Raw genomic sequence first — 23,059 nt, 5'->3', positions numbered from 1 at the left:
TTCGCGTTATTGTGGTTTGAGGTGCTTGCGGGTGTACGCACGCCAAGTCGTGGCCCACTGCGCCGGATCTTCAAGCGGCCCGGTATTCAGCCGTCCGATCACGTGGTTGTGCGGTGCCGTTCGCACAAGCTGCGGATCGTCGTAGGCTTCCTGACAAACCTTGGCCAATACCGCAATCCAGTAATCGATGTCTTCCTTCGACCACATTTCTCCGGCTTCCGGGGTGAAGGGCTGCGGAATGATCCAGGGTTCATGGGCGAGCCAGAACGCATCGACGCCGTAGTCGACCATGCGATTCTGCACGTCATACGCGCTGACGCCGGTTTCCCGCTCGAGCACTTCGAGGCTGTACCGTGTCATCTCCAGGCGCCACGCCGTGAGATGCGGATGGGAGCACGTCACCCCGCGAATCTGAGCCAGCTTGCGTCCCATGTAGTTGTTGGCCAGCACTGACAGATCAGAGGCCTCAGCAATCCCGTCGGCCCCCATGGCGCGCACCCAGGCATAGGCTTTGATCATCTGCGGCAAATTGCCGAGAAACTCGCGAACCCGACCGATGCCGCTGTCGCTGCCCGGGTGCAAGCGAAACGCGCCATCCTCTTGCGTCAGCAACGGGCCAGGCAGATAGGGAATCAGCGCTTCGCTGCATCCGTAGGCGCCAACCGCAGGCCCGCCGCCGCCCTTGGGCGCACCGAAGGTCTTGTGCAACATGAACATGCAGGCGTCGAATCCCAGATCCCGCGCCCGAATCTTGCTCATCACCCCGTTGAAGTTGGCGTGGTCGTAGAAGCACAAGCCCCCCGCCGCTTTCACCACTTTCACCCACTCGGCAATGTCCGGGTTGTAGATACCCATGTCATCAGGGTTGTTGATCATCAGCGCGGCGGTGCGCGGCGACACGGCCGCCTTGAGGGCCTCGAGGGACGGATAACCGTTGGCTTCCAGCGGCAATGTGATGATCTTGAACCCCGCCGTCGCCGCCGTTGCAGGGTTGCAAGGGTGAGACTGGATCGAGGTGATGATCTCGTCCCGTGTGTCGAGCTCGCCGCGTGCGGCGTGGTAGGCCCGGGTCACGCAGACATGAAGGAAGGCAGCATCCGCTCCACCGGCCGCCTGGAATACAAAGCGGTCCATGCCCGACAACGCCCTCAGGTTCAGATCCAGGTCGTGCATGATCTGCAGCGAGCCCTGCAACGTCGTATCCGGTTGACGGGGGTGCGACTGGGCGACCTCATCGCGGGCAGTGATCGCTTCGTTGACCCGTGCGTTGTATTTCATGGTGCACGTACCGAACAGGGAGATCCCCATCATGCCCAGCGTTTGCTGCGACAGATGCAAGTAATGACGCAACACATCCGGCTCGGACATCTCCGGCAACTCCGGTGCCACGGTGCGGCGCATGGCCGTTGGAATCGCACTCAGCTCCCCCGGCACCCGCGCGGCGGGAAACACCACGCCACGGCGCCCTGGTCGAGAGAGCGTCATCACCACCGGCTCATCCCAAACCGCCCCTTGATAACGCCGCAAAGTCACCGATTCAGTCATGTGTGAGTACCTCATGAAGGGCTTTGACCAGACGCTCGATATCGTCGTCCTGATGTAATTCAGTCACGCAATACAACGCGCATTGTCCGAGTCCCGGGAATTCCTGGCTCAAGTCATGCCCGCCAAAAATGCCTCGGGCCAGCAAACCCTGATTGATGGCCGCCACGCTCAGGCCGCTGGCGCTGAAATCGACCACGAACTCTTTGAAGAAGTTGTCGCCGTGCCGGACGGAGACGCCCGGCAATTCGCTCAACCGACGGGCCGCGAGGTGTGCCTGAGCGAAGATCAATTCGCCGACATCGACGAACCCCTGAGGCCCCATCAACGACATGTAGACCGCGTTGGCGATGGCCCACAAGTAAACGGAGTTACCGGTCCAGTCTTTGCCGTTTTCCCGCAGGCCATAGGAGGACTGTTCTGCGAGCGAAAGGCCAAAACCGATCTCCCCCGGGCGCACTGTGGTGGTCGCGCTGATCAATAGCGTGGGGTATTCGCGGGCGTAACGTTCCTCGTCACGAGTGGCGATGAAGCCGCCAAGGCCACCTCCGCCATACATGGGAATGCCCAGGGTTTGGATGGTGCCGACAACGATGTCCGCACCGTACGCGGGCGGCGGCGCCAGGATGCCCAGCGATAACGGGTCTACACCCACCACGAACTCTGCGCCAGCCGCGTGGGCCAATTCACCGATACGCGTCGCACCGCCATCGATCAATCCGAAATAGTCAGGGGTTTCCAGGTACACCGCGGACACGTGGCTGCCCAGTTTGCGTTCGAGGTCTTGCAGGTCCATGGCGCCGGTGACGGGATCGGCGGCGACGAATTCCATCGTCAGTTCGTTGGCCATGTCGGGCTCGCAATAGTTGCGAATCACCGCCAGCCGCTCGGGATCGATAACCTGAGGCAGCAACACCGTGTTGCGCTGATTCAGACGCGACGCCATGCGCAACGCATGCCCGGCCGCGCAGCCCCAGCTGTACACCGGCAGGCCTACGTATTCGCACCCCACCAGCTCGCCCAACTGACTGCTGAATTCGAACCAGGCCTGACAACGCCCCTGGTCCGAAGAGGGGGTGCCCCATACTGAAGTCAGAAATTCACTGCGGCCCGCGATCTCACTGCAAATCGCCGGCACATGATGCTGCCAGCAACCGCCGCCCAAAAAGCTCAGGGTGTTGCCGCAGTGTCGATTGCGGCCGAGGGTTTCGCGCAGGTGCCGGCTAAGGGACATTTCCGACCGCAGGGCGCCCATAAGTTCGGGGATTTCCTTCAACCGATGAGCATCGGGGATTTGTTCGAAAAGCGCTTCGATATGGTCGACGCCTAGAAAATCAAGCATCTCCTGCTTGATATCCGGCAGCGCGTTGGCCATGAACGGGTGTGCTGAGCTGGGTTGACTCATTTCGCCTCCAGACGCAATATGGTTTTAACGCGAACTTAAGTTTGCAATGCGCACAATCTACGTCGCATCGCAGATGCCCGCAACTGCTCAATGGTCTGAAGGCTCATATCGATGACGTTCAAGGTTGGCCTGCTCATCAACCCCTACGCCGGGCTCGGCGGGACAGCCGGTCTGAAGGGCAGCGACGGGGCCGCTATCGTCGAAATGGCCCTGGCGCGAGGCGCCCAGCCGCAAGCCCAAGCGCGCTGCATACGCGCGTTGAAGCGCATCGTGGGGAGCAAGGTGGAGGTGTATACCGTGGCCGACGCGTTGGGCGAGCGTGCGTGCCGCGCGGCAGGGCTAAATGCACGGGTGGTCGCGACACCGCCGACAGTGAGCACCGCGCGGGATACCGTCGAAGCCTGCCACGCACTGCTGGCAGAGGGCATCGATCTGTTGCTGTTCGGCGGCGGAGACGGTACGGCACGGGACGTGATGGCCGCGTCGCGCTCTGCTCCTGCCCTGCTGCTCGGCATTCCATGCGGCGTGAAGATGTATTCCGGGGTGTTCGCCCGCACCCCCGAACACGCCGGAGACCTCGTCCGACAGTGCGCCGAGGGGCCTGTGGCGATCCATGAAGCCGAAGTGCTCGATATCGATGAGCAGGCCACCCGCACCGACCGGATCAGCACTCGGCTCTACGGTTATGCCAGGGTACCGGCACACTCGCGGCACATGCAGAGCGCCAAAGCGGGAAGCACCAACCCTGATCGTGCCGTAGCCGCCGCGGCCCAAGTGTTCGCCAGCCAAATGCTCGCCGACCACCTCTATTTCCTGGGGCCTGGCCGAACGGTTCAGGCATTGGCCGGGCAGCTCGATGGCGACGGCACATTGCTGGGTGTGGATGCTTACTTGGGACATAAGCTGGTCTGCCGTGATGCCAGCGAGCATGAGCTGTTGGCGCTTGCCGCGCAGCATCCGGTGCATCTCGTCGTCAGCCTGACAGGCGGTCAAGGGTGCCTGTTCGGTCGCGGCAATCAGCAAATCAGCGCGGCCGTCCTTGCACGGGTCGACCCCGCCAACCTCCACGTGCTGGCAAGCGCCGCAAAAATCGCCCAGCTACCTGATGGCCAACTGTTCGTCGACACCGGAGACCCGGAAATCGACGCTCGTTATAGCGGCTTCACCCGCGTGCACACAGCACCGGGTCGTAGCGTCATGTTGCGCGTGACGCATTGAAATAAGTTCTATAAAAACGGAGAGCTCATGCACACATCCCCTCAGATCGTGGCCGTCATCGGCGCTGGCAGCATCGGCGTTGCGTTCGCTATCGTGTTTGCGCGTGCCGGATGGCGCGTGCGCCTGCAAGACCCCGACCCTCAAAGGCTGCAACTGTCTCGGCAAGAGATCGCCAGTAAATGTACGGAGCTGTTCAACTACGGGCTGATCGAGGAGACGCCCGAGGTCCTCAATGAGCGGGTCACGCTGTGCAGCGATGTGGCCAACGCGGTGGCTGACGTCAGCCTCGTCCAGGAATGCGCCCCGGAGCGCCTTGACCTCAAGGTCGAGCTGTTTCAACAACTGGACCGCCTGGCGCCCCCCACTGCGGTGCTCGCCAGCTCGTCGTCGGCGCTGACAGCGTCGAGCTTCGCTGAAGCATTGCCCGGTCGTGGTCGATGCCTGGTGGCGCACCCCGGCAACCCGCCGTACCTGCTGCCGGTGATCGAAATCGTTCCGGCACCGTTCACCGAAACTCACTATGTTGAATGCGCTCTGGCGCTTTACGCCGAAGCGGGGCTCACCCCCGTGCGCTTGCAAAAAGAGATCGAAGGCTTTGTGTTCAACCGCCTTCAGGGTGCATTGCTTCGAGAGGCTTACTGCCTGGTGCGTGATGGCATCAGCAGCGTGGCTGATATCGACAAAGTGGTGAGTCACGGTCTTGGCTTGCGCTGGGCCTTCATGGGGCCATTCGAGACAGTGGACCTCAACACCCGCGGCGGTATTGCTTCACATGCCGTAAAAATGGGGCCGGCCTATGCACGCATGGGCGCTCAACGGGGGCAGCAAGATCCTTGGACGGCGGATCTGGTCGCCACTGTCGAAACCCAACGTCGGGCGTTAGTCCCGCTCGAAGACTGGGAGTCGCGGGTCGCTTGGCGTGATCGAGCGCTCATGGAACGCGCAAGGGATGAGATGAAAAGAAAAACAAGCAAGTGACCGCTTAGGTTTTTCAAAGCGGCCCTCTCAAATCTCTCACCCTCCGCTGGCGCAACTCCACCCTGCGTAGGAACTACGGCAGCAACAGCAGCTTCGACGAGAACCGCCTGATCATTCAATACCCCATTTCGCTTCTGTAACCCAAGCCTTCGCTGATTCCGGCAGCAGCCCTGCTGGCAACGCCTCGGTCGATCAGGCTTGCTCGGCAGAAGGCTGTTGCCGCCCGAAGCCCTCGTTGCCCGCAATGGGGGCCCAGTTTCTCGAGGCCCTACCCGATCACGCAAATGGATCTGTCCCGCAAAGGAGCGTCCATCAACATCGCGGACAGTCTGCCGGCATCGACTGCCATACGGTTCTGGAAGTCAGCCATCCATGGCAGGATGGGTGGTGAATTCGCAGGTTTGGAAGCCAGTGACACAAATCCTGCTCACAACCAAAATCCAGTCAACAGCCGTGATATCTCCTGCACGGGCGGATACCATGTGGTGTGCGGCTGAGCATGCCCGCCGATCCGCTTTAATCTTTGCTCAGACCTCGACTAATCACATCGCACAGTCATCCCACCATCCACCACTATCTCGGCGCCCGTGACAAACCGGGCTTCATCAGAGGCCAAATACAACGCAGCGTTGGCGGTGTCGCGACCGTCTCCCATGAACCCCAAAGGAATTCGGGCAAGTCGCTGCTCCAAAAGCGCCTCGACGTTGCCATCGGCCCGCTGACCGGCCAGCCGAGCGCCGACCATTGGCGTGTGTAGCTGACCAGGGACAACAGTATTGACCCGTATCCCTTTACTGGCATATTCCGCCGCGACCACTTTGGACAGTTGAATGATGCCTGCCTTGGCTGCCGCGTAGGCGACCTGCGCAGCGCCACTCCAGCGAAGCCCGGAGGTCGAAGAGGTGTTGACGATTGCTCCTCCCCCCTGGGCTTCCATGACGGGCAGCACATACTTGCACGTAAGGAACACGCTCTTGAGATTCAATGCGAGCTGCGCATCCCAGGTGGCTTCGTCCAGGACGACGGGCCCACCTGCAGACGACCCCCCGACATTGTTCACCAGAATGTCGACACGGCCGTAGCGTTTCACACACTCTGCAACCATGGCTTCGACTGATTTTCCCGACGTCACGTCGCAAGTCATCGAAGTGACTTCACCTTGGTCCTGGCTGATAAGTTCGAGGGTTTCTTGCATCGTGTCCACCGAACGGTCGACAGCAAACACCTTCGCCCCTTCTTGAGCAAAGCGAACCGCCACGGCTCGGCCGTTTCCCCAGCCGCTGGCCACACACCCTGCGCCAGTAACGATCGCTACTTTTCCTGCCAGCCGCTTATTCATAAGTCACTCAAGTTCTCTTTTATGTTCGGACGGTGGATTGATTTCAAAGGTATTGAGGGTCATCGAAATCAACGTGTAATAGCCAACCAACCCGACCAGGTCGATAACAGCCCCCTGTCCGAGCACGTCAACTGTTTCGCGGTACAGAGACTCAGGCACATGCTTGAGCGATTGCAGTGCGCTGACAAACGCATGAACGGCTCGCTCATCTGAATGTTCGAATGCCGGCAATGAATGGCAACGGATGGCTTCCAAGGTCGCCTCAGCGACCCCGGCTTCGAGGGCAATGGGTTTGTGCGCGTACCACTCATATTCAGAGGACCAAAACCGGGCAACGGTCAGGATGGCCAGCTCCGAAAGTTTGGGGGACAGTAGCGTCTCGTAGCGGCAGTAGGCGCCAAACGCTTGTGCGGTCTGCGCCAGTTCGGGCCGATGGAGCCAGACGGCTAACGGGCCACGGACCCCTCCCCTGGGGCCATTCGAGATGGCGTTATAGACGTTGCGTTGATCAGGCGTCATGAACGACACATCCAAAGGGTTCACTCGAGTCACGCATTCACCTCTTTCTCACCCGGAGGCGGTGTTGTTTTTGTAGAGGACCAACATCGCCCGAATGGGCGTCATTGACAAACACCTTATTGAGATAGAAACCTATACTCCTACGTTATACCTCGCGTCAGATGCTCCCGCTCGAGGCATGGCGATACTGCCAGTGCGTCACCTAGGTATCGCTCGCACATTCCATCTTTTTGGGGGATACGGTTATCGATATACGAGAACTACGCTCATTCATTCATATCGCCCGGCTGGGAAGCTTTAGCCGTGCGGCCATCGATCTGCATATCGCCCAGCCTGCACTGAGCCGCCAAGTGGCGAAATTGGAAGAGGAAATAGGCGAGAGCCTGTTCGTACGGCATGGCCGCGGGGTGCGTCTGACCAGCGCCGGCGCGTCACTGCTCGAACGCGCAGAAATGATTGTCAATCTGGTGGCGCAGACAGGCGAGCACGTTCGAGCGTCCAAGGACAACCTGACCGGGCATTTGGCACTGGGATTGCCGCCAGCCGTAGGCATATGGGTAGCCCCTGCCATCGTGGAGGCTTTCAAAAATGCCTGGCCGGCTGTAGGGCTGCATATCCGGGAGGGCTTGAGCAGTTCGCTTCAGGAATGGGTACTTGACCGCAGAGTGGACATCGCGGTGGTCTACAACCAACCACCCTTGGATGCATTGCATATCGCGCCATTGAACAGTGAGCCGATGGTGCTCATTTCAGCCTCAGGTGATGCACACTTTAGTGAGATTGGTCGCGAGAGTTTGACTTTTCGCGAAGTCGCGGAGTTGCCGCTGATCGCCCCGGCCTTTCCGCACGCAGACCGCCGGGTACTTGAACAGGCTGCTGCGCAGCATGGGGCGCACCTGCACGTCGCGCTGGAAGTCGACAGCGTCAGTCTGACCAAAGAGCTCGTCGCCGCAGGGCATGGCTATGCCGTCATTACGCAAACGGCCGTGCAACGCGAAATCGACGACGGCAAGCTACGAGCAATCGCTATCGAGCGCCCCCCGATACGCTCGGTCGTTTCCATCGTGACGCTGCGCGAGCAGCAACCCTCCCGATTGGTCCAGGCAGCGTCCGAGATCATCACCCACAGCATGCGCAGTCTGGTCACAGAAGGTGCGTGGTATGGCTACACCACTTGGCTAGGTGAGTGAGCGGTCCCACCCTATACACCGCCTGCCCCGTCCAGGTCCTGAAAAGTAGTCGGATATGGCTGCCATCCCAGCTATACCGCTAGAGCATGGCTTGGCATAGAAAATCGGTCTTTGCCAAGGTCTCCGTCTTCCCCCACATTTTCCCAAAGCGTTTTGACTTGCCGACCAGGCTCAACGCTTGGCTTGGGCATGACAATTTCAATAAGCAGCCTGTTCAACGTTAATGCGGGGTACACAGTGTGAAAATCGGGTTTATTGGCCTGGGCCGAATGGGTTTTGCCTTGGCTTCCAATCTCTTGAAAAACGGCGTCACCCTGACGGTTTTTGACATCCAGGCCGCCCCTGTCGGAAAGCTTGTCGAACGAGGTGCAAAGACCGTGGCGGACCCGGCCATCCTGGCGAGTGAGGCCGATGTGGTGTTTACCATGCTCCCCGGCCCGAAACAGTCGCGGGAAGTGCTGTTGGGCGAGGCCGGTATCCTGGCTGCCATGAACCGGGATGCGACTCTGGTGGAGCTCAGTACCATCGACACCGATACGGTCGATGAAATTCACCGCGCCGCCACCGCACGCGGCATCCGTTTTGCCGACGCCCCCGTCGGTCGATTGGCAACGAGCGCAGACAGGGGAGAGTCACTGTTCATGCTCGGCGCTTCAGCGGTTGATCATGACGCACTCAAGCCCCTGCTGCTCAAGATGGGCTCAACCGTGCAACATTGCGGCGAGGCCGGCGCGGGCACCCGCATGAAGCTGATTAACAACTTGATGGTGCTCTCCTACTGCCAATTGAATTCCGAAGCGCTGGTCCTTTCGAAGGCCCTCGGAATGGATACCCGCAAGGTCTACGACCTGTTGACCGGCACCACAGCGGTGAATGGGCAGTTGAAGGAAAAATGGCCGACTAAAGTGCTCGGCGGCGATCTGTCGCCTGGGTTCGATATCGCGCTGGGCTTCAAGGACCTCACGCTGGCGTGCCAAGCAGCGCAATCCTCGGGCGTATCGCTCCCGATAGGAAATCTGGTGCGCGGAATGTTCCAGTTGGCCCGCAACGCGGGGTACGACGGTAAAGACACGTCGTCGATGACCGAATTCTGGGCCATCGCAAATGGCATTGAGCCTTTACGTATTTGATCCCCTCCCCGTTTTTTCAAATCGAACAAACACAACAACTGACGAGAAACGCCATGGACTATTCCCAATACATTGCCGGCAAGTTCTGCACCGGTACGGCAAACGCCGCGATTACCGTCATCAACCCAGCCACCGGCAACGTGCTGGGCAGCTACCCGCAAGCTTCAGACACTGATGTGAAACGCGCCATCGCGGCTGCCGCCGCTGCATTAAAAACGTGGCGCGATACCTCCGCGCTTGAGCGCTCGAATATGCTTCGCCGCAGCGCTGCGTTGATGCGCCAGCGTAGTGACGAAATCGCAAAACACATCTCGCTTGAGCTCGGGAAGCCTTTCAGCGAGGCTAAGAAAGAAGTCGTAGTCGCCGCGGAAATGTTCGAATGGTCTGCCGAAGAAGCCCGCAGGCTTTACGGTCGTGTGATTCCGGCCCGCACCCCCGGCGTGACCCAAACCGTAGTGCTCGAGCCCTGTGGTGTCGTGGCCGCCTTTGCCGGATGGAACGCGCCGGCCATCACCCCTTCGCGCAAGATTGCGGGTGCACTCGCCGCCGGCTGTACCGTCGTGTTGAAGCCCTCGGAGGAAACCCCCGGCGTCGCACTGATGATCGCCCAGGCGACCGCGGATGCCGGTATCCCGGCGGGTGTGATCAATATGGTGTTTGGTGATCCGGCCCGGATCGCAGATATTCTTTGCACCGCTCCCGAAATTGCATCGATCAGTTTCACGGGTGCAACCACTGTCGGAAAAGAAATTGGCGGCAAAGCCGGTGCCTTACTCAAGCGCACCACCCTCGAGCTGGGAGGCCACGCGCCGGTGATCATCTGCGATGACGTGAATGTCGCCAACGTCGCAGCGAGCGCCGCCGCTGCCAAATTCCGCAATGCCGGACAGGTCTGTATTTCGCCTACGCGTTTTTTGGTGCAACGGCCCATCTTTGATGAGTTCGTGGATGCGTTCACCCGCGCGGCACGTGCATTCAAAGTGGGCGACCCATTCGATGCGGATACCCAGATGGGACCCTTGAAAAATGAACGTCGTCGCAGTGCGGTCGAGCGTCTGATAGAGGATGCACGCTTACGAGGATTACGCATTGCCGCCGGCGGCGAACGCCTGCCAGGCAATGGCTACTATTTCCAACCCACTGTGATCATTGAGCCACAGATGGACGCGAACGTCGCCAACATAGAGCCGTTCGGCCCTGTGGCGTTGATCAGCCCATTCGACAAATTGGACGAGGCGATTATCGAGGCCAACCGTCTCCCGTTCGGGCTCGCAGCGTATGCGTTCACCAACAACCTCGCTGCAGCAGGGAAGCTGTCGCACATGCTTCAGAGCGGCGCGATCTGCATCAATGAATGGCTGGCGTCACTGCCTGAAACCCCGTTCGGGGGGTACAAAGACAGCGGCTTGGGCTCCGAGGGCGGCATCGAAGGATTGCGAGAATTCCTTAGGGTCAAGTCTGTCCGGCAGAGCCAAGCCAGTTGAACACGTAGAACACGCATGGCCTGTTCCCATTCAGGCCACGCCCTCTTACTGCCGTAGCGAGCACAAGAATATGAACAATATCGGTAATGCAGCCATGGCGGTCACGCCCGCCACGTCCGCAGTCCACGACACTCGCTCGATCCGCAAGGTCGTCTGGGCCGGAGCAATCGGCACGCTGATCGAGTATTACGACTACACCGCTTACGCCTTCTTGGCCACGACCCTAGCTGCCTTGTTCTTCCCGGCGGACGAGCCGCTCGCCCTGCTTTACACCTTCGCGGTGTTCGGCGTCGCATTCGTGGTCAGACCCATAGGCGGCATCTTGCTAGGCGCACTGGCAGACAAAGTCGGTCGCAAGCCTGCGCTACTGGTGTCTGTGGTGGGCATGGTGGGTGCCACGGCCTGCATCGGGCTTTTACCCACTTATGCTGCAGCAGGTATAGCCGCACCTGTGCTGCTGTGTTTGTTGCGTTGCATTCAAGGCATGGCCGCCGGCGGAGAAATGGGCGGGGCCGTTACTTATGTGGCCGAAGTGGCGCCTGACGCGAAGCGAGCGGCGTTGACAAGCACCACGCAAATCGGCTGCCTGGTGGGGACCATGGGGGGTGCAATCGCGGTTGCGCTTTTGAACATGCTAATGACCCATGAACAACTGTTGGACTGGGGCTGGCGCCTGCCATTTCTGATCTCAGCGCCTATGGGCATCATTGCGCTGATGATCCGGCACAAAATGGAGGAGACTCCAGACTTCGTGAAGCTCGAGCGGCAAAACAAGGTCAAGAAAGCCCCTACCCTGATCCTGCTGCGCCGCTACCCCGGTCCGCTGTTGGCGATTGCCTGCATCGGTTCGTGCGCGATGGCAGGCTACTACCTGCCCTTCACGTACTTGGTCACCTATTTTCAACAGCAAGGCATTATGACGGCGCAGATGGCGGGTTGGTCTGCCACCCTCTCAATGACGGTTGCTGCTCTAGCCATTTATCCGTTCGGATTGCTCAGCGATAAAATAGGTCGACGGCCAATGCTGATCGGCGTAACGCTGTGCTTCATGGTGTTTACCTATCCGCTTTTTTTGGCAATGAAGCTATCTGTGAGCGCGGCCATGGCGTCGCAAGTCGCACTTGGGCTGCTTGAGGCGGCCTACTTGTCCACCAACTACACCCTGTATTGCGAGCTACTGCCAACCAGTGTTCGCACCAGCGGCATCAACCTTGGCATCAGCATCGCGGCGATTGCCGCCGGCGGATCAGCCCCTTACATCGCCACTTGGCTGATGACGTATACCGGTTCTCCGACCTCCCCCGCCTGGATCCTGATCATCGCAGGACTGATCTCTTTCCTGGTGCTGCTGCGTCTCAAGGAAACAGCGGGACGCCCCTTGGCGATCGAATAACCGCCAAGCCTTTTTACCGAGATGAGTGCGACGGTGGATACCGTCATGCCTAAGCAGTTTTTCGAGGACAGACATGAATATGCCAACCACTACCCACACGCAAGACGACCTGCTGCCCACGCTGAAGGCACCGCGATTGAACCCTGATTGGTATGCTGACAGCCCCGAAACCATTCTGGATCCGGGGCGCCGCATTATCGATGCCCATTTCCATTTCACGGATCACTGGGCGGGGTACGGGCTGAACGAGCAACTCGCCGACGTTGAAGCGGGTCACCGCGTCGAAGCTACCGTCTTCATTCAGTGTGGCTGGAACTACCGGGCTACCGGGCCAGAACCACTGAAGCCTGTCGGCGAAACGGAAGCCGTGACCCGAATCGCCGAACAGGCCCTCGCCCAGGGCGCGCGTGCCGAGATCGCCGCTGCAATTGTGGGTCATGCGGACCTCACGATGGGAGCGGCAGTCGAAGATGTGCTCGTGGCGCATCAAGAAGCGGCCAACGGGCGTTTTCGAGGCATCCGGTGTGCTGCCGCCAGAAGCGAAGCTTTCCGTTTCGGTGTATTGCCACGCCCTGAGCGCCAGCTTTTTGCCGACCCTAATTTCCGCTGCGGATTACAGCAATTGGCGAAGCATGAATTAGCATTCGATGCATGGATTTACCACACCCAGATCCAGGAAGTGGTAGACCTCGCAAGGGCTGTTCCGGAGGTCCCCATCGTGCTCGATCATTTGGGCGGCATCCTGGGTGTGTTTGAACACGCACAACGCCGCCGCGAGGTATTCGCTGAGTGGCAACGCTCAGTGAGGCAACTCGCTGACTGCCCCAATGTGTTCGTAAAAATCGGTGGCTATGCGATCGCTATTTCTGGTTACCATTTCGAGCAATATCTCACACCACCGTCTTCGCAATTGCTCGCTGAACTGTGGCGACCGACTGCCGAGTTCGTGATTGAGACCTTTGGCGCTGAACGCTGCATGTTCGAAAGTAATTTTCCGGTTGATCGTGCTGCCGGGCACTACGCCACGGTATGGAACGCATTCAAGCTGATTGCTCAGTCAGCGAGCGAGAGCGAAAAAGAGCGATTGTTCTCGGGCACAGCCGCTCAGGTCTACCGCATCTCGCTGAAAACCTGAAAAGCTGTCATCAACGTGAGGGTTCACCTGCCTAGCCAGCCCGGGACGCGAAGAACCTGTTGCCGGTGTCAACCCCTGGCCTTGCTCGGTTGCCCCCATGCGGGGGCTCAAGCCTTGGCATTGGAGACGCTTTTAGAAAACGGGGCTCACCATGATGAACCGGTTTATCAAGGGGACAAACGTACACACCACCACGATCAACGATGGGGAAGACCGAGGTCGGGAATCGGAACTGGCGTATGTTTTTCAAAGCGGCTCTCTCAAATCTCTCACGCTCCGGTGGCGTAACTCCACCCTGCGTAGGAACTACGGCAGCAACAGCAGCTTCGACGAGAACCGCCTGATCATTCAATACCGCATTTCGCTTCTGTAACCCAAGCCTTCGCTGATTCCGGCAGCAGCCCTGCTGGCAACGCCTCAGTCGATCAGGCTTGCTCGGGAGAAGGCTGTTGCCGCCCGAAGCCCTCGTTGCCCGCAATGGGGGCCCAGTCTTTCAAGGGCGTCAGGTAATGGAGTTCGAAATACCTCGACTTGAACGCCCACTGCCCTGACCGTCGTTCGAACGTGTCGTGATACAGCCCACTGACTTGCACGGGGCCTTTCTCGATGTCGTAGAACACACAGTCCGCGGCCACGGTGCCGGCAGCGCTGTCACCGTCGATCTTGATCAGCGGGTTGCTCATCCAGTGGTGCATATGGGGCATCTGTCGCCAGCTGTTTTCAGCCATCAGCAGGATGTCATCGCGGCTGGCGGCGTTTCCGAAACCCGGCAGATCAAGGGTCGAATCGGCGTGCCAGATGCTCTGCAAAAGTGCTCTGTCCAAGCGATCGAAAGCGTTCGCATAAGAGGAAATAAGGGTGTCGATAGCCGCACGGCTTTCCAATGCGTCCAACCGAGCGATCAATTGTTCGATGTTCATAACGTTGTCCAGTCAGGAGCGCCCCCTACAAAGGGGCAGCGGGGCATGAGGAACTTCAGATTTGCGACAGGCCGCCGTCGACCATCAGCTCGACGCCGTTGACGTAACGCGCATCGTCGGACGCCAGGAACAGCGCAGACGAAGCGATTTCTTCCGGCTCGGCCATGTAGCCCAACGGCGTGATCTGCTCGACGTATTTGCGCAACTCGGCGATCTCGCTTTCACTCATCCCAAGGCCGTTGTCCTGGATCGGGGTGCGGGTGAAGCCGGGGCTGACCACATTCGCCCGGATCTTGCGGTCTTTGAGTTCGTTGGCCCACGTGCGTGCGAAAGACCGCACGGCGGCTTTGGATGCGTTGTACAGGCTCAACCCTTCCAGACCGTTGCTGGAGCAGATCGAGGCTGTCAGGACAATCGCGGAGCCGTTCTTCATCAGCGGCAGCAGTGTCTGAACGGTAAAGAAGACGCCCTTCACGTTGATGTCGAACAGGGTGTAGTAGGCGGCCTCGGTGGTCTCGCCCACCGGATTTTTTTCGCAGATACCGGCGTTGGCAAACACCGCGTCCACCTGATCGCCATTCGCCTTGATCACCGCCTTGAGTTCATCGAGGTCAGCCTGGCGGGAAACGTCGGAAATCACCGCCACTGCCTTCTCACCCAATTTTTCGACCGCAGCCTCCAGCGTGCCGGCCGAACGTCCGGTGATGTATACGCGTTCAGCACCTTGCTCGATCAGCCCCTGTGCGATGGCAAATCCGATGCCGGTGGATGCGCCTGTGACGACTGCAATCCGATCAGTGAATGTTCCTGGCATGTCTGACTCCTCAAGTGTTGGCTGGGTGGATCGACTGAAACCACTTTGAGCCATTGTGGAAGTCATTCAGCGTGATGGGCACTGCCACAAATGCACGCGGGGCGTACATTTTTGTGAGGCGTAAACGCGGAAAAATTCTTTTAGATTGGAACCGATCGGTTCTCGGCCTGAACCGACACTCAGGAGTTCCGATCGATGACTCATGCACCCGGACCCGGGCGTCCACGACAGTTCGAATTGGAGGATGCCGCCCGCCATGCCATGAACGTGTTCTGGGATCGCGGCTATGAAGGCGCCTCGTTGCCCGACCTGATCGAAGGCACCGGGTTGTCCCGGGGAAGTTTGTACAAAGCCTTCGGCGACAAGAAAGGCATCCTCCTGGCAGCCCTCGATATCTATTGCGCACAAGCCTTGAAAATGACTGCCGACATCCTCTCCCAGCCCGGCACCGCGAGGCAGGCGATCCACGAGTCCATGCTGCGCCATGCCCGCTCTTCTGCCGGTGAGGAAGGACGACGCGGATGCATGCTGGTTGCCGTAGCCAATGAACTGATCGCGCAGGAGCCCGAGGTCAGGCAGCGGATCGCCCGCATGCTCGACCGCACTCAACAGCTCTACGCCAGCGCGATCATTCGTGGCCAGGCGGCTGGGGAATTCGGCGAAGGCGATGAGCAGGAAATCGCGCATTTTCTGGTCTGCCAGATCGAGGGCATGCGGGTACTCGGAAAGACCGGGGCACGTGAGGCGCAAATGACCGCGTTGGTCGAGCGCAGCATGCATCTGCTTGACAGCTAATCGACCCATCCACCCCATCCGGAACCGAATGGTTTCTTAAAGGAACCCTCTTTATGTCTCTTACCCTGACTCAAAACGTAGACATCACACACGATCCCAAGCGTTGGTTCATGTTCGTAATCCTGTTGGTTGGGGCGTTTCTCCCGCCTCTGGATTTCTTCATCGTGAACGTTGCCCTCCCCTCCATTCAGGACGATTTGGGGACCGGCTCTTCCGCCGAACAACTGGTGATCTCTTCTTACGCGACGCTCTACGCCGTCACCCTGATCACAGGCGGGCGGCTGGGTGATCTTTACGGTCGCGGGCGCATGTTTTTCCTGGGCCTGGTGGGGTTCGCGGCGGCATCACTGCTCTGCGGACTGGCGACATCGCCGTGGATGTTGATTGCCGGTCGCGCGCTGCAAGGCATTACCGCAGCGGTCATGGCGCCTCAAGCACTCGCCTCGGTGCAGGCGATTTTTCCAGAAGCTGAAAAACCGCGGGCGCTGAGCATCTATGGCGCCGTATTCGGGCTGGCATCGGTGATAGGTCAGGCGCTGGGCGGCATTCTGATTTCTCTCAACGTCATGGGAATGGGGTGGCGAGCGATCTTTCTGGTTAACCTGCCCATTGCGTTGCTGGTCGTGGTGTTCGGGATTCCCGTATTCAAGGAAACCCGCGCGGCGCACGCGAGCAAGCTGGACCTCTGCGGCACTGGGCTGTCGATCCTGACGCTGGGTGCTCTGATCGTCCCCTTGATCGAAGGCCGCGAAGCTGGCTGGCCGCTGTGGGCGTGGCTGTCGCTGGCTGCAGCACCCGTTCTGGCCTGGCTGTTCTGGCAATACGAAATCCGTCTGCACCGCGCCGGTGGTACACCTCTGCTCAATCCTACCGCGCTGAAGGCCCCTGGCCTGGGCCGAGCACTGCTGGTCGCTCTGTGCTTCTATGCGATCGGCGTGTTCTTCCTGTTGTTCTCGATTTATCTGCAGGGCGCTCTGCACGCCACACCGCTTCACGCTGGTCTGATCTTTCTGCCTTTTGGGGCGGGCTTCCTGCTGGGGCCTTTGTCGACCGGCCCGTTCAAGCGCCTTTTTGGCGCTTACGTCAATCCTGTGGGCATGGCACTGGAAGTCATCGGATTCCTGGCGATGGCCTGGCTTGTCTCCACAGTACCGACTGACGTCGCTCCGTCTGTCTCACTGCTGGCGGTCATTCTTTTCGTCATCGGATTTGGACAAGGCCTGGCCCTGCCGACGTTGATGCGGATGGTCACAGGAAGGGTTGCTCCAGCCTACTCGGGCATGATCGCAGGGATCACCAGCGCGACCTTGCAGATCAGTACGTCGCTGAGCGTCGCAGTGATTGGCGGGGTCTTCTATACGCTGTCAGGGATGAATACGGACCCCGAGACGATCACCCACGCTTTCCGGGTTTCCGTTCTTTGCATCGCCGCGTTCCTGGCGTTGGGCGCCGGGTTGAGCTTCAGCCTGCTGCGCCAGCCGTCGGCCACGTCACCCCGCTAGCGGGTGCGTACGATCCCTCAGGCATCGACGCCTCGTCAGTCGGACCCGATCATGCTGGAGGCCAGGTCCGCGAGCGCGCGCAGCCTGTCCATCTGGCGCAGGTCCTGGTGATAGCCCATCCAGATGTCGCGACCCGGCGGCGGCTCGTCCGGGTCCAGCAGTTGCAGGCCTGGCGTTCGGTCGCCGAGCGGGCGCGGCAGGACCGCCAGTCCGAGGCCGTTCGCACACATCTGGGCCTGCACCGTGCGGCTGCTGCTGGTGAATACGGTGCGGGCCAGAGGATAGCGCTGCTGCAGCCAATGCACATCGGGATAGTGGGATTGGGCGATATTCATCAATATCAGCCCTGCGCCCTCGCCATCGGGCTTTGGCGCGGGACTGGCGGCGCTGGCGTAAAGCCCGTAACGCATGGTGGTCAGCTTGCGGTGCACGATGTCGGGTTCGGTAAAAGGCACGATGCGAAAGGCAATGTCTGCGTCACGCCGCGCCAGATCGAAGAGTCGATGGCCAGGTATCACCTCGGGCGCGATCAGCGGATACCGTCGAGCCAACTCACGAAATACCGGCGTCAGCACATACCCGGCGAACCACTCCGCACATGAGATTCGCAACAGCCCTTCAGGCTGATCGCTGTCACCGGCAAGACGACGCTCGATCGACAGTGCACTCTGCTCCATCTCCTCCGCCAGACCGAGAATCCGTTCGCCGGTGTCCGTGAGCACCAGCCCTTGGACCGTGCGTAGAAACAAGGGCTGGCCACTGGTCTGTTCAAGCACCTGCAAGCGACGGCCTACCGTGGGATGACTGACACCCAACTGCTTCGCAGCAGCGCCTAACGATCCGCTGCGAGCAATCGCCAGAAAGACCCGCATATCGCTCCAGTCCATTGCCCCACCCCGTGCAGAAAAGAACGACGAGGTTGCAGCATTGACACGCCCGTAGCAATCCCCCAGCGGACGTATGAATCGTACCGGTCAGCTCAGCAGCATGACGGGTGACTGGGGAGTTACTGAAAGACGTGGGGATCTGGACGCCTTGATCGGGCCGTGCCGACGCGCGCGTTTTCTCACGCGTCGGCTGTGCTCGATCACTCCGTTGGCGATTCGGTGTTGATGTACGGCGGCACCTCGGCTAACGCGAACGTTCGCTGTTGTGTCCTGAGCGGCGGGCGTCTTTGCGCCAAGGGCTCGAGCGTTTGCGCAAGGCCAGTCTCGAGCGCACGCTGTATCGCCATGATCACCCGAACGTCCCGCCAGCCCTCCTCGCCGTCTGGCTCGGGCGTCTGGTCATTGAGGATGCAGTCGGAAAAATAGGCGGTCTCGCCAGCAAACTGATCAACGACGGGGTGGACGTGTTCGGTCGTCTCGCCGTTGAGGGTCGCTCGGTAACGGATGGCCACGCCTTCCCCGTACCCGAAGCAGGGCGATGCCTCGATTTCGCCCTGAGTACCGAGCAACTGGAAGCGCTCGGTATCTGGCAGCGTGTAACTCACAGTGAAGTGAGCCAGCCGCTCTTCCGGGAAGCGCAGCGAGACGGTCACCGTGTCCCAAGACTCCAGAGGTGATCCTGGCGTTTTTGCACCCAACGCCATCACCTCGATCGGCTCTGCGTTGAACAGTTTGCGCACCATGTTCAGTGGGTAAGGCCCCATGTCCGCAACGGGACCCGCAGCGAAACCGTTTTGGTTGCGATGGTTGCTGGCCTTGACGGTTTGGGCGAATGTCGACGTGAACACGCGCGGGTCACCAAACTCCCCTTTCTGCACACGCTCGATCATCTCGAGCGTTCCAGGCTCACAATGCAACCGGTACGCAACCATGAGCTTGGCGCCTGTTCGTTCTGCGACGTCCGCCATCTCACGGCACTCGGCTTGCGTGACAGCCATGGGCTTTTCCAGAAGCACATGGATGCCTGCATGAAGCGCGGGAATCACGTACTGGGTATGCAGAAAATTCGGCGTCGCAACGTACACGGCGTCAATTTCCCCGGAGGCCAACAGCTTGGGGTACTCCTCGTACGAATAGGACTTCAGGCCATAGACCGAGGCCAAATCCTGCGCCTTGACCGGATCCCCCGTGACCAGGGCGGTCATCACCGAGTTGTCCGTCTGGCCTACACCCGGCATGAAGGCCCCTTGAGAAATTGACCCGCCTGCTACCACCGCGTACCGAATCTTTCCATCTGAGCTAGGCATCCTCTTCTCCTGTCGAGTATCAATTGCTCACACAGGAAGTGGGCAAGCCAAGCCCGGCAAGGTTCCATCTTTGTGGCCGTTCCAATGCTCAACCGCCTGGGCGCACGGTCAGCTCGTCAAGGCCTGAAAGCTTCAGGACCTCCTCCACCATCAGGCTCACTGTTCACCCTGAACGCTGGTCACCGCCGTGTCCCGAGCCCCCATGCGCAGCAGCCCGATGTAGCACACCGCGGCAACCGCGATCCCCACCAGCGGCGCGATCCAGGGTGAGCAGTACGCGACGATGGCGCCGACGGCATAGGCAATCAAGCCTTTGGCGTTGTAGCGTGGCAATGTGGCGTTGGCCAGCAGGGGGTAACTGCCGCGATGGCGATACCAGAAGTCGGCCATGATGACGCCGCCCACGGGAGGGATGATCGAACCGAGCAGGACGAGAAAAGGAATGAGCATTTCGTACATGCCGCCGATCGCCAGAATGACGCCCACACCCGCCGCGATCAAGGTCATCGTGCGGCGTCTTTCGCTTCGCACTAGATGGCAGGCAGCGGCCGCCACGTTGTAGATCGTCGGCCCCTGGATCGTCCACAGGTTCAGACACAGCATGACCACGGCCGCGAATGACAAGCCCTGAAGCATCATCACCTCAACGATGTCGGCCTGCTGATAGACGACTGCGCACCAGGCGCCTGCCACGACCATTAAGCCATTGCCCAGCAGAAAACTGACGACGCTGGCAATGATTGCCACGCGCCCAGTGCGGGAAAGCCGCGTCCAGTTGGTGGCCTGCGTCGCGCCACTGGCGAACGTGCCGAACACCATGGTCACCGCAGCGGAAAAGGTCATGGTCTCGTGCGGAATCACCGCCGAGAGGCCTTTGAACCCGCCGATGTCGCGCGTGGCGATGTACATCGAAATGATCAACAAGATGAACATCAGGGGCACCGAGAGGCGCGAAAGGATGTCCAGGCCTTTGTAGCCGACGATGGCGGTGATGCTGAAACCAAAGCCGAACAGAATCATCAGCGGGAGCGTCAGGCCCTCGGCCAGCCCGAGCATCTTCACCAGCACGATGGCGACGGTGGCCGTGCCCCAGGCATACCAGCCCAGTTCGGCAAACCCCAGCAGAAAGTCCGAGAGCCGGCTTCCCGCTTCCCCGAAACAGAAGCGCCCCATCAACACCGTGTTCAGCCCACTGCGCGACGCGATGAACGCCAGTGCGGCAGCGTAGATCGCGAGCAGGGTGTTCCCGATCGTGGCAATCCACAGCATGTCCGTAAATGAAAAGGCCATGCCCAACTTGCCACCTGCAAACATGGTCCCGGTAAAGAACGTGAAACTGAACAGCACCATGGAAATGGATAACAGCCCCTTTCGCGCGGACGGTGGGGCTTCACTTAAGGGAAAATCGCCGGATGAGCTCATGTACCTGCTCCTGTTCAAATGCGTTTGATTGAGTGATCGCGCGCTCAAGGAGAGCAAATAGCAGGCCCGTTTCAGACGGCCTGAAAACGGCAATATCGGACTCTTTCTTCCGTCGAGGATGTGCTGGCCGCACTGGGTTGAGGCGTTGCGCACTGTTTGAGGACAAGCCCTCTGACCGAGACGGCACCGGAAACAAGGAGGAAAAGGCTGAGGCAAGGTTGTAGCGGTCAGGGACACGAGGCCATGGACGAAAGACCGATTCAGGCCCGTGCCGCGGTACTGGCCTTGGTTTCGAACATGGCGGTGTCGGCCTTGAAAATCAGATCGTCGAGGCCCTCACCCGCTTCCGGATACCACGCCACGCCCAGGCTGGCGCTGACCTTGATCAGGCTGTTGTTCCAGGTCATCGGTTCGGCGACGGCCGTGCAGATGTCCTGGGTGATGCGCTGGATTTCACTGCGCGCATGGGCCCCCTCAAGCAGCACGACGAATTCATCACCCCCTACCCGCGCGGCGATATCGGAGGGACGAATACTGGATTTGATCGCCTCGGCGGCGTGGATGAGAATCGCATCGCCCGCCTGATGGCCGAAACAGTCGTTGACTTGCTTGAAGTGGTTCAAGTCGATGTAACACAGCGCGAGGTGCGCGCCACGCCGCTTTGCAGCGAGCAGCTTCTCAGTGGCGAAGGGAATGAAACTATTGCGATTCGGCAAGCCCGTCAGGCTGTCATAGAAAGCCAGTTTGTGGACTTCCTGTTCGGCGAGTTTGCGTCGCTTGATCTCGTTGCGCAGTTGGCGCTGCACGTTCAGGAGAATCAAGGTGAACGTCAGTGCGATTCCACAGCCGATACTGACCAGGACGATGGTCTTGCGCAGGCGCTCGACGAGTTGAGGCGGACTGGGGTCGTAGATGAAATTCTCCAGGCCGTCGAGCGAGCTGACCATGCCCAGGTCGAGAAAGGTTTCCGCCATTCGTTGCCAGCGGCCCGGGTTCATATGGCCGATCTCAATCAGGTCGGACAGCACCAGCGGCCGCATGGCCTGGGCCTCGTACTGCAAGTGCGCACGGCTTTTCTTGACCGAATACTGGTTGATCAGCAGGTCGATGATCTGCTCGGGGTTGTCCATTGCGTAGCGCCAGCCCCGCAGGGTGGCGCGCCGGAACGCTTCAACCCGTTGGGGATGTTCGTCGATCTCGGCCTGGCTGGTGAACAGGATGTCGCTGTAGAAATCGATCCCGTAGGTGACGGGAGAGATCACGTTGTAGTCCACGCCGCGCTGCTGAAGGTAGAAAGGTTCGTTGGTCAGGTACGAATTGAAGGCCGTCACCTTTCCATTGGCCAGGTCCTCGATCTGGTAACTGCTGGGCAGCAGGTTGAGTTTGTCGAGGGGTATCCCCTCACTGCGGAACATTGCCAGGAAGTCGGCGTCGGTCTGCTCACCCATCAGCATCACCGGCTTGCCGATGAGATCATGCACCGTGCGAACCTGCTGGTCCGTGCGCGCCAGCAGAACGGAGGGCGAGTGTTGAAAAATCACCGCCAGCGCGACCAAAGGCTTTCCATGCAGGCGCGCATACAGCAGTTCGCTGTTGGCTTCGCCGTACTGGGCACGCCCGGAAAGCACTTCTTCGACCGGTGTGACGCTGGGGCCGCCTTCGTGCAGGCGCACCTCCAGCCCTTCCTCGCGGTAATACCCCTGCGCAATGGCAGCGTAGTACCCGGCGAACTGGAATTGGTGCTTCCATCGCAGTTGTACATCGATGGTGTGGGCGGAGCTCTCACGCTGTGTGACGGAGCTGGCCCACGCCGCCTGCGCCCAGAGCAGCACGATACTCAATAACAGACGCAACCGAACCGACATGAACCTCTCCTGCGGGCCTGGCATGTGAAAACAGCCACGGAGGCTGGGCATCGTGACTGTCCAAGCGTCACGCTGAACGTTCGGCGAACCAAGCGGGGAGCGGCATTGTGGCATCACCGATGCAGCGCCAGCAATCGCGAACCTGACAACAGCCACGTACGCAAAGGTTTTACCGGCTCATGGACTGCGTCAGCGCGATGCAGGGGGCATGCCA

General features: G+C 59.8%; 19 protein-coding genes and 2 pseudogenes. 11 read left to right on the top strand and 10 right to left on the bottom strand.

From position 1 onward, the window contains the following. Positions 1 to 6: 6 nt before the first annotated feature. Positions 7 to 1,545 carry an aminomethyl-transferring glycine dehydrogenase subunit GcvPB gene (gene gcvPB, locus N5D61_RS02120; protein WP_279890429.1) on the bottom strand — a complete coding sequence of 513 codons (1,539 nt, stop codon included), beginning with the start codon at positions 1,543 to 1,545 and terminating at the stop codon, positions 7 to 9. Continuing rightward, complete coding sequence (gcvPA, locus tag N5D61_RS02115; RefSeq protein WP_279890427.1) at positions 1,538 to 2,947, bottom strand: aminomethyl-transferring glycine dehydrogenase subunit GcvPA; 1,410 nt, start codon at positions 2,945 to 2,947, stop codon at positions 1,538 to 1,540. The genes gcvPB and gcvPA overlap by 8 nt, the downstream gene beginning before the upstream one ends. A 111-nt stretch (positions 2,948 to 3,058) precedes the next feature. Between gcvPA and N5D61_RS02110 the strand changes: the two genes are divergently transcribed. The 3 genes and pseudogenes from N5D61_RS02110 to N5D61_RS02100 form a co-directional block, all read left to right on the top strand. Then, positions 3,059 to 4,165, top strand: coding sequence for an ATP-NAD kinase family protein (locus N5D61_RS02110; protein ID WP_279890426.1), 1,107 nt, complete (start codon positions 3,059 to 3,061; stop codon positions 4,163 to 4,165). Between the two features lie 27 nt (positions 4,166 to 4,192). After that, the gene (locus N5D61_RS02105) at positions 4,193 to 5,143 is read left to right on the top strand and encodes a 3-hydroxyacyl-CoA dehydrogenase (protein ID WP_279890424.1); all 951 of its coding nucleotides are present in this window, start codon (positions 4,193 to 4,195) and stop codon (positions 5,141 to 5,143) included. 2 nt (positions 5,144 to 5,145) lie between these two features. Further along, positions 5,146 to 5,283: pseudogene (locus tag N5D61_RS02100) on the top strand (OprD family outer membrane porin); the annotation flags it as partial. Between the two features lie 398 nt (positions 5,284 to 5,681). On the opposite strand, the gene N5D61_RS02095 reads toward N5D61_RS02100, so the two are convergent. Both N5D61_RS02095 and N5D61_RS02090 read right to left on the bottom strand, forming a co-directional pair. Further along, a complete protein-coding gene (locus tag N5D61_RS02095; RefSeq protein ID WP_108236562.1) occupies positions 5,682 to 6,482 on the bottom strand; it encodes an SDR family oxidoreductase in 801 nt (266 codons plus the stop codon). 3 nt (positions 6,483 to 6,485) lie between these two features. Then, positions 6,486 to 7,034 (bottom strand): carboxymuconolactone decarboxylase family protein, encoded by a 549-nt coding sequence (locus N5D61_RS02090; RefSeq protein ID WP_279890423.1) that lies wholly within the window; start codon positions 7,032 to 7,034, stop codon positions 6,486 to 6,488. A gap of 197 nt (positions 7,035 to 7,231) precedes the next feature. Between N5D61_RS02090 and N5D61_RS02085 the strand changes: the two genes are divergently transcribed. The 6 genes and pseudogenes from N5D61_RS02085 to N5D61_RS02060 form a co-directional block, all read left to right on the top strand. Continuing rightward, positions 7,232 to 8,191 (top strand): LysR family transcriptional regulator, encoded by a 960-nt coding sequence (locus N5D61_RS02085; protein ID WP_279890421.1) that lies wholly within the window; start codon positions 7,232 to 7,234, stop codon positions 8,189 to 8,191. Positions 8,192 to 8,430: 239 nt separating this feature from the next. Continuing rightward, positions 8,431 to 9,321 carry an NAD(P)-dependent oxidoreductase gene (locus N5D61_RS02080; protein ID WP_279890419.1) on the top strand — a complete coding sequence of 297 codons (891 nt, stop codon included), beginning with the start codon at positions 8,431 to 8,433 and terminating at the stop codon, positions 9,319 to 9,321. A gap of 53 nt (positions 9,322 to 9,374) precedes the next feature. Next, complete coding sequence (locus N5D61_RS02075; RefSeq protein WP_279890417.1) at positions 9,375 to 10,805, top strand: NAD-dependent succinate-semialdehyde dehydrogenase; 1,431 nt, start codon at positions 9,375 to 9,377, stop codon at positions 10,803 to 10,805. Positions 10,806 to 10,875: 70 nt separating this feature from the next. Then, positions 10,876 to 12,198, top strand: coding sequence for an MFS transporter (locus N5D61_RS02070; protein ID WP_279890416.1), 1,323 nt, complete (start codon positions 10,876 to 10,878; stop codon positions 12,196 to 12,198). Positions 12,199 to 12,271: 73 nt separating this feature from the next. Then, positions 12,272 to 13,333, top strand: coding sequence for an amidohydrolase family protein (locus tag N5D61_RS02065; RefSeq protein ID WP_279890414.1), 1,062 nt, complete (start codon positions 12,272 to 12,274; stop codon positions 13,331 to 13,333). Between the two features lie 142 nt (positions 13,334 to 13,475). Then, positions 13,476 to 13,706: pseudogene (locus tag N5D61_RS02060) on the top strand (OprD family outer membrane porin); the annotation flags it as partial. Positions 13,707 to 13,758: 52 nt separating this feature from the next. Here N5D61_RS02060 and N5D61_RS02055 read toward each other — a convergent pair. Together N5D61_RS02055 and N5D61_RS02050 are read right to left on the bottom strand one after the other, a co-directional pair. Then, a complete protein-coding gene (locus N5D61_RS02055; RefSeq protein WP_279890412.1) occupies positions 13,759 to 14,253 on the bottom strand; it encodes a nuclear transport factor 2 family protein in 495 nt (164 codons plus the stop codon). Between the two features lie 55 nt (positions 14,254 to 14,308). Continuing rightward, on the bottom strand, positions 14,309 to 15,067 hold the full coding sequence (locus tag N5D61_RS02050; protein ID WP_279890410.1) for an SDR family oxidoreductase: 759 nt from the start codon (positions 15,065 to 15,067) through the stop codon (positions 14,309 to 14,311). 195 nt (positions 15,068 to 15,262) lie between these two features. Between N5D61_RS02050 and N5D61_RS02045 the strand changes: the two genes are divergently transcribed. Then, complete coding sequence (locus tag N5D61_RS02045; RefSeq protein ID WP_218565093.1) at positions 15,263 to 15,862, top strand: TetR/AcrR family transcriptional regulator; 600 nt, start codon at positions 15,263 to 15,265, stop codon at positions 15,860 to 15,862. 53 nt (positions 15,863 to 15,915) lie between these two features. Then, positions 15,916 to 17,364 carry an MFS transporter gene (locus N5D61_RS02040; RefSeq protein WP_279890406.1) on the top strand — a complete coding sequence of 483 codons (1,449 nt, stop codon included), beginning with the start codon at positions 15,916 to 15,918 and terminating at the stop codon, positions 17,362 to 17,364. A 35-nt stretch (positions 17,365 to 17,399) separates the two neighbouring features. On the opposite strand, the gene N5D61_RS02035 is transcribed toward N5D61_RS02040, so the two are convergent. From N5D61_RS02035 to N5D61_RS02020, 4 genes are all read right to left on the bottom strand, one after another. Further along, positions 17,400 to 18,251 carry a LysR family transcriptional regulator gene (locus tag N5D61_RS02035; RefSeq protein ID WP_279890404.1) on the bottom strand — a complete coding sequence of 284 codons (852 nt, stop codon included), beginning with the start codon at positions 18,249 to 18,251 and terminating at the stop codon, positions 17,400 to 17,402. A gap of 200 nt (positions 18,252 to 18,451) precedes the next feature. Beyond that, on the bottom strand, positions 18,452 to 19,558 hold the full coding sequence (locus N5D61_RS02030) for a Gfo/Idh/MocA family oxidoreductase (RefSeq protein ID WP_279890401.1): 1,107 nt from the start codon (positions 19,556 to 19,558) through the stop codon (positions 18,452 to 18,454). 156 nt (positions 19,559 to 19,714) lie between these two features. Continuing rightward, the gene (gene codB, locus N5D61_RS02025; RefSeq protein ID WP_279890400.1) at positions 19,715 to 20,980 is read right to left on the bottom strand and encodes a cytosine permease; all 1,266 of its coding nucleotides are present in this window, start codon (positions 20,978 to 20,980) and stop codon (positions 19,715 to 19,717) included. A 260-nt stretch (positions 20,981 to 21,240) separates the two neighbouring features. Further along, positions 21,241 to 22,845: a GGDEF domain-containing protein gene (locus tag N5D61_RS02020; protein ID WP_279890398.1), complete on the bottom strand. Its 1,605-nt coding sequence runs from the start codon at positions 22,843 to 22,845 to the stop codon at positions 21,241 to 21,243. Positions 22,846 to 23,059: the final 214 nt, after the last annotated feature.

Source organism: Pseudomonas sp. GD03842 (assembly GCF_029841165.1).
Taxonomy (GTDB): domain Bacteria; phylum Pseudomonadota; class Gammaproteobacteria; order Pseudomonadales; family Pseudomonadaceae; genus Aquipseudomonas.
The sequence above is the reverse complement of the archived record's forward strand: the minus strand, read 5'-3'. Positions and strand labels throughout refer to the sequence as shown.